The organism is Ramlibacter sp., from assembly GCF_035554825.1.
Lineage (GTDB): Bacteria > Pseudomonadota > Gammaproteobacteria > Burkholderiales > Burkholderiaceae_C > Ramlibacter.
In genome coordinates this window covers 1-12,183 of sequence record NZ_DATMHS010000098.1, presented here as the reverse complement: position 1 = coordinate 12,183, position 12,183 = coordinate 1, and the positions used below count along the sequence as shown (strand labels likewise).

Here is a 12,183-nt window from a genome sequence, read left to right as displayed (position 1 = left end):
TTCGCCTCGGAGGTGACCCGGGTGGCACGGGAAGTGGGTACCGAAGGCAAGCTGGGCGGCCAGGCCGACGTGCAGGGCGTGGCCGGCACCTGGAAGGACCTGACCGACAACGTGAACTTCATGGCCGGCAACCTGACGGCGCAGGTGCGGAACATCGCCGACGTGACCAAGGCGGTGGCGGCCGGCGACCTGTCCAAGAAGATCACGGTGGACGTGAAGGGCGAGATCCTGGAGCTGAAGAACACCATCAACACCATGGTGGACCAGCTCTCCTCGTTCGCCTCGGAGGTGACCCGGGTGGCACGGGAAGTGGGTACCGAAGGCAAGCTGGGCGGCCAGGCCGACGTGCAGGGCGTGGCCGGCACCTGGAAGGACCTGACCGACAACGTGAACTTCATGGCCGGCAACCTGACTTCCCAGGTGCGCGGTATCGCCAAGGTGGTGACCGCCGTGGCCAACGGCGACCTCGACCAGAAGCTGACCGTGGAGGCCAAGGGCGAGATCGCCGCGCTGGCCGACACCATCAACTCGATGACCGACACGCTCGCGACCTTCGCCGACCAGGTGACCACCGTGGCGCGCGAAGTGGGCGTGGAAGGCAAGCTGGGCGGCCAGGCCAAGGTGCCGGGCGCGGCCGGTACCTGGAAGGGCCTGACCGAGAACGTGAACCAGCTGGCGGCCAACCTGACGACCCAGGTGCGGGCGATCGCCGAAGTGGCGACCGCCGTGACACAGGGCGACCTGACGCGCTCGATCACGGTGGAGGCGCTGGGCGAGGTGGCCGCGCTGAAGGACACCATCAACGAGATGATCCGCAACCTGCGCGATACCACCCAGCTGAACACCGAACAGGACTGGCTGAAGACCAACCTGGCCAAGTTCTCGCGGATGCTGCAGGGCCAGAAGGATCTGGTCGCCGTGGGCCACCTGATCCTGTCGGAGCTGGCGCCGGTGGTCGGCGCGCAGCAGGCCGAGTTCTACGTGCTGCGCTACACGCACGAGCAGCCGAAGCTGCGCCTGATGGCGAGCTACGCCTCGGACGGCCACGGCTCGTACGGCAAGGAGCTGGACCTCGGCCAGGGACTGGTCGGCCAGTGCGCCTACGACAAGAAGAAGATCCTGCTGACCTCCTCGATCCCCGAGAGCCTGCGCATCTCCTCGGGCCTGGCGCAGGTGCAGCCGCTGAACGTGCTGGTGCTGCCGATCATCTTCGAGGGCCAGGTGCGGGGCGTGGTGGAACTGGCTTCGGTGGAGCGCTTCAATCCGACCCACCAGGCCTTCCTGGACCAGCTCACGGAATCGATCGGCATCGTGATCAACACGATCGAAGCCAACATGCGGACCGAGGACCTGCTGACGCAGTCGCAGTCGCTGGCGCAGGAGCTGCAGAGCCGGCAGCAGGAACTGCAGCAGACCAACGAGGAACTGCAGGAAAAGGCCAGGCTGCTGGTGCACCAGAACCACGAGGTGGAGCGCAAGAACCAGGAAGTGGAACAGGCGCGGCAGGCCCTGGAAGACAAGGCCAAGCAGCTGGCGCTGACGTCCAAGTACAAGTCGGAATTCCTGGCGAACATGTCGCACGAGCTGCGCACGCCGCTGAACTCGCTGCTGATCCTGTCGGACCAGCTGTCGAAGAACCCCGACGGCAACCTGACTCCCAAGCAGGTGGAGTTCGCCAAGACCATCCATTCGTCGGGCAACGACCTGCTGATGCTGATCAACGACATCCTGGACCTCTCGAAGATCGAGTCCGGGACGGTCGTCGTCGACGTCAACGAGCTGCGGCTGTCGGACCTGCAGCTTTACGTGGAGCGCACGTTCCGCCACGTGGCGGAAGCCAAGACCGTGGACTTCATGATCCACACCGGCCTGAACCTGCCGACGTCGATGGTCACGGACGTGAAGCGCCTGCAGCAGATCCTGAAGAACCTGCTGTCGAACGCGTTCAAGTTCACGCACCAGGGCCACGTGACGCTGGCGATCGAGGAAGTGTTCGGCGGCTGGAGCCCCGACAACGAGGATCTCAACCGGGCCCAGCAGGTGCTGGCGTTCGCGGTGTCGGACACCGGCATCGGGATCTCCGGCGACAAGCAGCAGATCATCTTCGAGGCCTTCCAGCAGGCCGACGGCTCCACCAGCCGCAAGTACGGCGGCACGGGCCTGGGCCTGGCGATCAGCCGCGAACTGTCCAAACTGCTGGGGGGCGAGATCCGGCTCGCCAGCGCCCCCGGGCAAGGCAGCACCTTCACCCTGTTCCTGCCGCTGGTGTATTCGGGCACCCGCGCCGCCCGGCGCCAGGCCCAGGCGCCCGAGGCGCGAGGCGACTACACGGTGCCCGGCCTGCCGAGCGCCAAGCGCGCGCCGCAGCGCGCCGTGCCCGAGGTCGAGGATGCGGTGGTGGTGCCGGAGGAGGCGAATCCCGTCCTCAACGAAGCCAACGACGATCGTGACTCGATCCAGCAGGGCGATCTGGTGCTGCTGATCGTGGAGAACGACCTGGCCTTCGCCCGCTTCCTGCTCGACGCCGCGCGCGCCAAGGGCTTCAAGGGCCTGGTGACCTCGATGGGGGCGGGCGCGCTGACGCTTGCCACGCAGTACAAGCCGTCGGCGATCACGCTGGACATGTACCTGCCCGACATGGAAGGCTGGCGGGTCCTGGACCGCATCAAGCAGGACCTCGGCGCCCGCCACATGCCGGTGTGCGTGATCTCGACCGACGACTCCAAGGAGCGCGCGTTCAAGTCCGGCGCGGTCGCCTTCGTCGAGAAGCCGATCCAGTCGAAGGAAGTGCTCGACGGCATGCTGGACAAGCTGAAATCGTACGTGAGCCGCGGCGGCAAGCGGGCGCTGGTGGCGATGCGCGACGTCGCGGCGCGGCGCGAACTGCTGGCCGAACTCGAGGACGGGGCGATCGAAACCACGGTCGTCAAGAGCGGCGAGAAGCTGCTGGAAGCGCTGGAGGACAGCCGCTTCGACTGCGTCGTCCTGGAGGACGGCTTCGCGGGCGCGGACGCCCGCGAGCTGCGGCCGCTGCTGGCGGCGCAGGCCGACCTCGGCCCGCTGCCGCTGCTGATCTACCATGGCGGCGCCAAGGACGCAGGCAAGATCGGCTGGCACTCCGACGACACGATCATCGTCCACGAGGCGCACACGGTGCCCAAGCTGTTCGACCATGCCCTGCTGGCACTGCACCAGAATCTGGCGCGGCTGCCGGAGCCCAAGCGGGCGCTGATCAACAACGTGCACGAGTCGACCAAGCCGCTGGCCGGCAAGCGCGTGCTGATCGTCGACGACGACATGCGCAACATCTTCGCGCTGGCCACCGTGCTGGAGGAGCACGGCATGGACATCGTGTGGGCCGACAACGGCCGCGACGCGATCAGCCGCGTGGCCTCCGATCCGCAGATCGAGGTGGTGCTGATGGACATCATGATGCCGGAGATGGACGGCATGGCCACGATGAAGGAGATCCGCAAGCTGCCGGCCGGCAAGGACCTGCCGATGGTCGCGGTGACCGCGAAGGCGATGAAGGGCGACCGCGAGAAATGCATCGAGGCGGGCGCCTGGGACTACCTGTCGAAACCGGTCAACACGCAGGACCTGCTGGCGGTCCTGCGCGCTTGGCTGCATCAGTGAGAGCTTCGGTTGTCCGCATATCCAACGCCGCCGCTCGAACAGGAGAAGGTCAACATCCTGGTGGTGGACGACCTGCCTGAAAAGCATGTCGTCTTCCGCAGCATCCTGGACGAACTCGGCCAGAACATCGTCAGCGCCCGCTCCGGGCAGGAGGCCCTGCGCTACATCCTCGAGATGGAGTTCGCGGTCATCCTGCTGGACGTCCACATGCCCGACATCGACGGGCTGGAGACGGCCGGGCTGATCCGGCAGTACAAGAAGTCGGCCCAGACCCCGATCGTGTTCATCACCGCCTACGTCGACGACGTGCAGGCCAAGCGCGGCTATGCGCTGGGCGCCGTCGACTACATCCCCTCGCCGGTGGTGCCGGAGGTCCTGCGCTCCAAGATCCGCGTGTTCGTCGAGCTGTTCCGGATGAACCGGCAGCTGCAGGTGCAGGCGGCGGCACGCGAGGCCCTGGCGCGATCGGAGGCGGCCCGCGCGGCGGCCGAGGAGGCCAGCCACCGCGCCGACTACCTGGCCGAGGCGAGCCGGACGCTGTCGCGCTCGCTGAACCTCGACGACACCATCGCGGCCGTGCTGCAGCTGTGCGTGCCGATCCTGGGGGAACGGGCGGTGCTCGGCCTGCCGGACACGGACGGCGGGGTGCGCCGGCTCGACATGCACCCGCCCGCCCGGGCCGACGACCCGGAGGTGTTCACGCCGGCGCTGCGAGCCGCCGCCGACCAGGTGATCCGCGAGCGCCAGCTGCGGCTGGTCCGACTGGACGGTGACCGGGCCGCGGCGATCTGCCCGCTGGTCGCCGGCGACGAAATGCGCGGCGCCCTGGCGCTGCTGGGCGACCACGCGTTCTTCGACTCGGCCCGGCTGGCGTTGATCCGCGAGTTTTCCGGCCGCGCCGCGATCGCGATGGAGAACGCGCGGCTGTATTCGGCCGTCCAGGAGGCCGACCGCCGCAAGAACGAATTCCTGGCGATGCTGGCGCACGAGCTGCGCAATCCGCTCGCCCCGATCCGCAACGCGGTGCACATCATGCAGGGCGACGAGGTGACGCCGGCGACCATGAACTGGGCCCGCGACGTGATCGGTCGCCAGGCGGACCATATGGCCCGGCTCATCGACGACCTGCTCGACGTCTCGCGCATCGTGCAGGGCAAGGTGGTCGTCAAGCCCGAGAAGCTCACGCTGGCCGCGCTCGTGGAGCGGGCGGTGGAGGGCAGCTCGCCCCGGATTGCCGCGCGCGACCAGCTGCTGGCCGTGACCCTGCCCGAGGACGAGGTGCAGCTGGACGGCGACGCCGTGCGCCTGGCCCAGGTGCTCGGCAACCTGTTGAACAATGCGTCGAAGTTCTCGGGGCCCAACACGAAGATCGCGCTCACCGCCAGCTTCGGCGGCGGCGAGGTGAGGATCTCGGTGGCGGACCAGGGCTGCGGCATCGACGCCGGCTTCCTGCCGCACATCTTCGACCTGTTCGCGCAGGGCGACCAGTCGCTGGACCGGTCGCAAGGCGGACTCGGGATCGGCCTCACGCTGGTGAAACACCTGGTGGAACTGCACGGCGGTCGGGTGGCGGCCCACAGCGACGGGCCGGGCCGGGGCACCGAGGTCACCGTCTACCTGCCGGCCCGGCTGGCGCCCGCCGCGGCCATGCCCGCCGCCGCCCCCGTCCGGGACGGCCAGGCGCGCGCCGGCGCACCCAGCCGCATCCTGGTCGTGGACGACCTGGCCGCGTCGGCCGAGACGCTGATGACGCTGCTGGAGATGGAAGGCTTCGAGGTGAAGGTCGCCAACGAGGGCATGAGCGCGCTCAGGATCGCCGAGGATTTCCGGCCCGACGTGGTGCTGCTCGACATCGGCCTGCCGGGCATGAACGGCTTCGAGGTGGCGCATCGGCTGCGCATGCAACCCGAGTCGCGCGATGCGCTGCTGATCGCGCTCACCGGTTACGGCGAAGCCGAGAGCCGCTCTCGTTCGGCCAAGGCCGGGTTCGACTTCCACATGGTCAAGCCGGCCGACGTGAACCTGCTGCTGTCGATGCTCTCGGACCCGCAGCAGGCGCGCCGCGCCAGCGCAAAAGCCGCGTAGCGCGGCCGGAAACGGGGCGGCCCGCTGCTACAATGGCGGGCTTCGCAGGAGAGGTGGATGAGCGGTTTAAGTCGCACGCCTGGAAAGCGTGTGAGGGTTCATAGCCCTCCGCGGGTTCGAATCCCGCCCTCTCCGCCATGACAGAAAAAGGCCCGCTTCGGCGGGCCTTTGCGTTGTGGCGGCCGGCGGGATGCAGAGCCCGCGCCGCGGGGTGGGTCGGCACGGCCGCGGGACGGCCGTGACGGACGCGCAGCGGGCCCGACGGGCCGCGAAGTCGGTGAGCCGACGATCGCGCAATCCCGCCCTCTCCGCCAGGACAGAAAAGGCCCGCTTCGGCGGGCCTTTTGCGTCAGTAGCCGATCGTCAGCGACGGCACGTCCACGTGCACCACGGGCTTGCCGAGTGCGGCGCTTGCCGCCCGGGCGAAATTCTGGGCCCACAGGGGATCGGCAAACCGGGCCGGGCCGGCGGCCTGGGCGACCACCACCACCTTGTCGGCGGTCAGCACCTTGCCAGTGGGGCGCAGCGGTTCGCAGCCCATGTCGGTGAACTGGCGGTCCAGCCACGCGCGGGCGGCATCGGGCGCCATCGCCGCCTCCTTGTCCAGGTCCATCCGCAGCGGGGCTGCGTCCTTGAATGTCACCGTCACTTCGCTGCGCATGCTGCTGGCTCCTCGTTCGACCTGACAGGCAAACCGATGAGGCCATTATCCGCCCTGGGTGGCCGAGCGCAGTTCAAGCGGCGACACCGCTGGCGGGCGCCTGGAGGCGCAAATCCGCCCCGGCGCCGTCACCCCGCGGAAAGGACAGCGTGAAGGTCGTGCAGCCGTCGGCGCTGCGGACGGCGACGTCGCCGCCATGGGCGTCGGCGATCGACCGCACGATCGCCAGCCCCAGGCCGCTGCCGCCTTCCTCGCGCGAGCGGGCCGAGTCGACCCGGTAGAACCGGTCGAAGATGCGGTCCAGGCGCTCCGGGGCGATGGTGTCACCTTGATTCGTCACCGACACCGTCGCCAGCTCTCCCTGGCCTCGCACGTCGATCGTCACGGCGGACCGCTCCTGCGCGTGCCGGATCGCGTTCGACAGCAGATTGGTGATGGCCCGCTGCACCAGCAGGCGGTCGCCGCGCACCAGCGGCGCGCCGCCGGCGACCTGCAGCTGCAGGCCCTTGTCGTCGGCGATCAGCGACAGGTAGTCGGCCACCCGCTGGGCCTCGCGGACGAGGTCCACCGGCTCGGGCTGCATGGCCATCGCCCCGTGGTCGGCCCGCGCGATGAACAGCATGTCGCTGATCAGGGTCGACAGCCGCTCCAGTTCCTCGACGTTGCCTTCGAGGACCGCCCGCAGCTCGTCGGCGGAGCGCGAGTGCGACAGGGCGACCTGGGTCCGCCCGAGCAGCGTCGCCACCGGTGTGCGCATCTCGTGCGCCAGGTCGCCCGAGAAGTCCTGCAGCTGCCGGTAGCCCGCGTCGATGCGGGCCAGCATGGCGTTGAAGTCCGTGGCCAGGTCCGCCAGTTCCCGCGGCAAGCGGTCGGTCGACACGCGCTGGTTCAGCGACGCCGCGCCGATCGATTCGGCCAGCCGGTTGAAGCGCCGCAGCGGCGCCAGCGCGGTGCGGGCGATCAGCCCCGCGCCGCCGGCGACGATCAGCAGCAGCAGTGGCAGCGCCAGGGCCGAGGCCTTGACGAATCCGGCCAGCAGGGCGGCGTCCTGGCGGCGGTCGACCGAGAGGTAGAACCGCACCGGCTGGCCGTCGGCGACGGGGGCGACGCCATGCACGCCGCTGAAGCGCGCGTGGTCGGTGGTGTACCAGCTGTGGACCTCGTCCTCGGCCGCCGGGGCGCTGCCGCCCATCGCCGAGACCGACTGCACCGCGACCTTGGACGAGCTCGCGATGATGCGGCCGGTGTCCGGCTGCGCCAGTGCCAGGTGCAGCTCGTGGTGGCCGAAGAACAGCTCGCCGAAGCGTTCCGGCGGCTCGCCGAGCGCGTCGCGCGAGGGCACCGTCGACAGCAGGTGCACGAGCAGCTCGCGCCGGCCCTGCATCTCGCCGGCGGCGCGCTCGTCGAGCTGCTGTGAGAGCGTCCAGACGCCGAAGGCGACCGCGCCGAGGGCGACGACCAGGCCGAACAGGCCGCTGCCGATGGCGATGCGCAGCGCGAGCGACAACTGGGAGCGGGGCGCGGGAGGCGGGTTCATGGGCGTGGGCGGCAGGGCGGGGGGCCGGTGCGGCGGCAGCGATTGTCCCATCCGTTGCGCCGCCACCTTACGACGCCGTGCGGGACAGCACGCTGACCGGGTGATGACAGGGCCGTCAGCTTCCCGCCGAGTCGCCGGCCAGGCGCGCCAGCGCAAGGGGAACGCAGGCGGTCCGCCAGCGCCGACGGCATGCTGATTTGGGTCAAACAATGCCCCGGGACCCGGGCTTTAAATAGCTGAACAGAGCATGGACAACGTGGCGCAATTCTTTCTGTTGTTCGAGGAGTGGGAAGCCGCCGACCACGAGGCGACTCGCGCCGAATGCTGCCTGGGCCGCAGCCTCGATGCCTACTGCGAGGGGACCGGGCCGGCCCCCAGCCGCGGCGCGGTCGAGGAAGCCCGCCGGCTGCGCCTGCTGGCCATCGACCGGCTGCGCGCCATCCGGGCTCTGGCCGAGCGCGCGCGGCGAAATGCGCGCGTTCTCTGACTCGGCTGTAGGACAACATCCATTTTTGGGGCCGCACCCCCACAGGGAAGCTCGGCAGCACTACAGTCTCCTGAACTCCAGCGCTTGTGCTGGGTTATCAACGGGAGATGAGCATGATCGAGACCACCAACGAGACCCCACGTCCGCGTGCGAAGCGCGGTTTTGCCGTCATGGACCCGACGCGCGTGCGCGAGATCGCCAGCATGGGTGGCCGTACCGCTCACGCCAACGGCCGGGCCCATGAATTCACGTCCGAGGAAGCCCGCGCCGCCGGCAAGAAGCGCCACCAGCGCCGCACCGAGGCGGCCCCGAGCGCGACCTGACCGACCCGGGTGGCCCGCAGCGGCCACCGCGCGGCGAACGCCGCCGCCACCCCACCGCGGGCGCCCACGAGGCGCCCGCTGTCCTTTTCGGGCCGACGTCAGGCCGCGGCCGGCCGGCCGGCCTGGATCATCCGCATCGCCGAGGCGATCAGGCCCGAGACCTCGTTCATGTTGGCCGGCACGATCAGCGTGGTCGACGAGTCGGTCGCCACCTTGCTGAAGGCGTCCACCGCCCGTTCGGCCACTTTCAGCTGCACCGCCTGTTCGCCGCCGGGCTCGCGGATCGAGGCAGCGATGCGCGAGATCGCCTGCGCCGTGGCTTCGGCCACGGCGGTGATGGCGGCCGCCTCGCCCTGGGCCTTGTTGATGGCTGCCTGCTTCTCGCCCTCGGAGCGGGCGATGAAGGCCTCGCGTTCGCCGGTGGCGATGTTGATCTGCTCCTGGCGCCGACCCTCCGAGGCCGCGATCAGGGCGCGCTTCTCGCGCTCCGCGGTGATCTGGGCCTGCATCGCGTGCAGGATCTCCTTGGGCGGCGTGAGGTCCTTGATCTCGTAGCGCAGCACCTTCACGCCCCAGTTCAGCGCCGCCTCGTCGATCGCCTGCACCACCTGCGCGTTGATGATGTCGCGCTCCTCGAAGGTCTTGTCCAGTTCCAGCTTGCCGATCACGCTGCGCAGCGAAGTCTGCGCGAGCTGCGTGACGGCGACGATGTAGTTGGACGAGCCGTAGCTCGCGCGCATCGGATCGGTCACCTGGAAGTAGAGGATCCCGTCCACCTGCAGCTGCGTGTTGTCGCGGGTGATGCAGATCTGGCTCGGCACGTCCAGCGGGATCTCCTTCAGGCTGTGCTTGTACGCCACCCGGTCGACGAACGGGATCAGGAAATTGAGGCCCGGCGCGAGCGAGGTGTGGTACTTGCCCAGGCGCTCCACCACCCAGGCATTTTGCTGCGGCACCACCTTGATCGCGCGCACCACGAAGATGACGGCGATGACGAACAGGATGAAGGGAATGGCAAGGGTGTTGTTCATGAGGACCTCAGATCTTTTCGACCACCAGGCGGCTGCCCACCACTTCGCGCACCCGGTGCGCCCCGGTGCCGTGCACGCTGCCTTCCAGCGCCACGACGGTCCAGTTCGCGCCGCGGTACTTCACCGTGGCGGTGCCGTCGGCGTCCCAGGCATGGACCTGCACCGTTTCGCCGACGTCCATGTTGACATCGGGATTGGCGCCGGCGGCGGGCTCGGCCGGGCGCTTGCGCCGCCGCACGTGCCAGGCCGCGACCGCGCCGCCGCCGACCACCCCGGCGGTGACCAGCTGCACCGACATCGAAGCGCCGGCATGCGCCGCCAGGGCGCCGGCGGCCAGCCCGATCGCCAGCATCAGCAGGTAGAAGGTGCCGGTCAGCAATTCGACCGCTACGGCCGTGCCGGTCAGCAGCCACCACAAGGTGGATTGCGCCATCGCCACTCCAGGTTGTAATGATGAGCCCCATTTTGAGTAAATTCCGGGCAGGCGCAAGGACCACGCGGTTCTTTGCATACACTTCGCGCCTCGATCCACGTTATTTGGCCGCTGCAGCGAAAGGCCCCCCATGAGATTCCGCTTTCCCATCGTCATCATCGACGAGGACTACCGCTCCGAGAACACGTCGGGGCTGGGCATTCGCGCCCTGGCGCAGGCCATCGAGGCCGAAGGCATGGAGGTGCTGGGGGTCACGAGTTACGGGGACCTGTCGCAGTTCGCGCAGCAGCAAAGCCGGGCCAGCGCCTTCATCCTGTCGATCGACGACGAGGAGTTCACGCCCGGTCCGGACCTGGACCCGGCCGTGTTGAGCCTGCGCAACTTCATCGAGGAGGTGCGCCGCAAGAACGCGGACGTGCCGATCTACGTCTACGGCGAGACCAAGACCTCGCGCCACATCCCCAACGACATCCTGCGCGAGCTGCACGGCTTCATCCACATGTTCGAGGACACGCCGGAGTTCGTGGCCCGGCACATCATCCGCGAGGCCAAGAGCTACCTGGAAGGGGTGCAGCCGCCGTTCTTCAAGGCGCTGCTCGATTACGCGGAGGACGGCTCCTACTCCTGGCACTGCCCCGGCCACTCCGGCGGCGTCGCCTTCCTCAAGAGCCCGGTCGGCCAGATGTTCCACCAGTTCTTCGGCGAGAACATGCTGCGGGCCGACGTCTGCAACGCCGTGGACGAACTCGGGCAGCTGCTCGATCACACCGGGCCGGTGGCCGCCAGCGAGCGCAACGCGGCGCGGATCTTCAACGCCGACCACTGCTTCTTCGTCACCAACGGCACCAGCACCTCCAACAAGATCGTCTGGCACCACACCGTGGCGCCGGGCGACGTGGTGGTCGTCGACCGCAACTGCCACAAGTCGATCCTGCACGCGATCATCATGACCGGCGCGGTGCCGGTATTCCTCAAGCCCACGCGCAACCATTTCGGCATCATCGGCCCGATCCCGCAGAGCGAGTTCGAGCCGGCCGCGATCAAGGCCAAGATCAAGGCCAATCCGCTGCTGCAGGACGTGAACCCCGACACGGTGAAACCGCGGGTGATGACGCTGACGCAGTCGACGTACGACGGCGTGCTGTACAACACCGAGACCATCAAGAAGATGCTCGACGGGTACGTCGACACGCTGCACTTCGACGAGGCCTGGCTGCCGCATGCCGCGTTCCACCCCTTCTACGGCACCTACCACGCGATGGGCAAGAAGCGCAGCCGGCCGCGCGATTCGCTGGTGTTCTCGACGCAGTCGACCCACAAGCTGCTGGCCGGCATCAGCCAGGCCAGCCACGTCCTGGTGCAGGACTCGCAGAACCGCCGGCTCGACCGGCACCTGTTCAACGAGGCCTACCTGATGCACACGTCGACCAGCCCGCAGTACGCGATCATCGCCAGCTGCGACGTGGCCGCGGCGATGATGGAGCCGCCCGGAGGCACGGCGCTGGTCGAGGAATCCATCATGGAGGCGCTGGATTTCCGGCGCGCCATGCGCAAGGTGGACGAGGAGTACGGCAAGGACTGGTGGTTCAAGGTCTGGGGGCCGGACAAGCTGGTGGAAGAGGGCATCGGCCGGGCCGACGACTGGATCATCAAGGGCGAGGCCCGCACCGCCAAGTGGCACGGCTTCGGCAACCTGGCCGAGGGCTTCAACATGCTGGACCCGATCAAGTCCACCATCGTGACGCCCGGCCTGGACCTGAACGGCAAGTTCGCCAAGACCGGCATCCCGGCCTCGATCGTCACGCGCTTCCTGGCCGAGCACGGGATCATCGTCGAGAAGACCGGCCTGTACAGCTTCTTCATCCTGTTCACGATCGGCATCACCAAGGGCCGCTGGAACACGCTGCTGTCGGCGCTGCAGCAGTTCAAGGACGACTACGCCAAGAACCAGCCCATGTGGCGCATCCTGCCGGAGTTCTGCCAGCAGTTC

The 12,183-nt window shown here is 68.5% G+C and carries 9 protein-coding genes and 1 tRNA gene; 6 read left to right on the top strand and 4 right to left on the bottom strand.

What is annotated here, in order from left to right; translation table 11 throughout:
* From VNT59_RS11980 to VNT59_RS11970, 3 genes are all read left to right on the top strand, one after another.
* On the top strand, positions 1 to 3,636 hold a 3,636-nt coding region (locus VNT59_RS11980), incomplete at its 5' end, for a response regulator (RefSeq protein ID WP_325498639.1).
* 9 nt (positions 3,637 to 3,645) lie between these two features.
* The gene (locus VNT59_RS11975) at positions 3,646 to 5,721 is read left to right on the top strand and encodes a response regulator (protein WP_325498638.1); all 2,076 of its coding nucleotides are present in this window, start codon (positions 3,646 to 3,648) and stop codon (positions 5,719 to 5,721) included.
* 47 nt (positions 5,722 to 5,768) lie between these two features.
* A tRNA-Ser gene (locus VNT59_RS11970) sits at positions 5,769 to 5,859 on the top strand.
* A 211-nt stretch (positions 5,860 to 6,070) separates the two neighbouring features.
* Here the strand turns inward: VNT59_RS11970 and VNT59_RS11965 are convergent.
* Together VNT59_RS11965 and VNT59_RS11960 are read right to left on the bottom strand one after the other, a co-directional pair.
* Complete coding sequence (locus VNT59_RS11965; protein WP_325498637.1) at positions 6,071 to 6,382, bottom strand: hypothetical protein; 312 nt, start codon at positions 6,380 to 6,382, stop codon at positions 6,071 to 6,073.
* A gap of 73 nt (positions 6,383 to 6,455) precedes the next feature.
* Positions 6,456 to 7,919, bottom strand: coding sequence for a heavy metal sensor histidine kinase (locus tag VNT59_RS11960; RefSeq protein ID WP_325498636.1), 1,464 nt, complete (start codon positions 7,917 to 7,919; stop codon positions 6,456 to 6,458).
* A 247-nt stretch (positions 7,920 to 8,166) separates the two neighbouring features.
* Here VNT59_RS11960 and VNT59_RS11955 point away from each other — a divergent pair, with 247 nt between their 5' ends.
* Positions 8,167 to 8,406, top strand: a complete 240-nt coding sequence (locus VNT59_RS11955) for a hypothetical protein (protein ID WP_325498635.1) — start codon at positions 8,167 to 8,169, stop codon at positions 8,404 to 8,406.
* A gap of 113 nt (positions 8,407 to 8,519) precedes the next feature.
* Positions 8,520 to 8,729, top strand: coding sequence for a KGG domain-containing protein (locus VNT59_RS11950; protein WP_414708384.1), 210 nt, complete (start codon positions 8,520 to 8,522; stop codon positions 8,727 to 8,729).
* 98 nt (positions 8,730 to 8,827) lie between these two features.
* On the opposite strand, the gene VNT59_RS11945 is transcribed toward VNT59_RS11950, so the two are convergent.
* A complete protein-coding gene (locus VNT59_RS11945; RefSeq protein ID WP_325498634.1) occupies positions 8,828 to 9,760 on the bottom strand; it encodes a stomatin-like protein in 933 nt (310 codons plus the stop codon).
* 7 nt (positions 9,761 to 9,767) lie between these two features.
* Positions 9,768 to 10,193 (bottom strand): NfeD family protein, encoded by a 426-nt coding sequence (locus VNT59_RS11940; RefSeq protein ID WP_325498633.1) that lies wholly within the window; start codon positions 10,191 to 10,193, stop codon positions 9,768 to 9,770.
* A gap of 130 nt (positions 10,194 to 10,323) precedes the next feature.
* On the opposite strand from VNT59_RS11940, the gene VNT59_RS11935 reads away from it, so the two are divergent.
* On the top strand, positions 10,324 to 12,183 hold a 1,860-nt coding region (locus VNT59_RS11935; protein WP_325498632.1), incomplete at its 3' end, for an Orn/Lys/Arg decarboxylase N-terminal domain-containing protein.

What these genes read in the sequence shown, in the direction of transcription:
- VNT59_RS11950 (WP_414708384.1), top strand. Translation starts at nt 8,520, where the DNA reads ATGATCGAGACCACCAACGAGACCCCACGTCCGCGTGCGAAGCGCGGT.
- VNT59_RS11940 (WP_325498633.1), bottom strand. Translation starts at nt 10,193, where the DNA reads ATGGCGCAATCCACCTTGTGGTGGCTGCTGACCGGCACGGCCGTAGCG.
- VNT59_RS11965 (WP_325498637.1), bottom strand. Translation starts at nt 6,382, where the DNA reads ATGCGCAGCGAAGTGACGGTGACATTCAAGGACGCAGCCCCGCTGCGG.
- VNT59_RS11945 (WP_325498634.1), bottom strand. Translation starts at nt 9,760, where the DNA reads ATGAACAACACCCTTGCCATTCCCTTCATCCTGTTCGTCATCGCCGTC.
- VNT59_RS11955 (WP_325498635.1), top strand. Translation starts at nt 8,167, where the DNA reads ATGGACAACGTGGCGCAATTCTTTCTGTTGTTCGAGGAGTGGGAAGCC.
- VNT59_RS11960 (WP_325498636.1), bottom strand. Translation starts at nt 7,919, where the DNA reads ATGAACCCGCCTCCCGCGCCCCGCTCCCAGTTGTCGCTCGCGCTGCGC.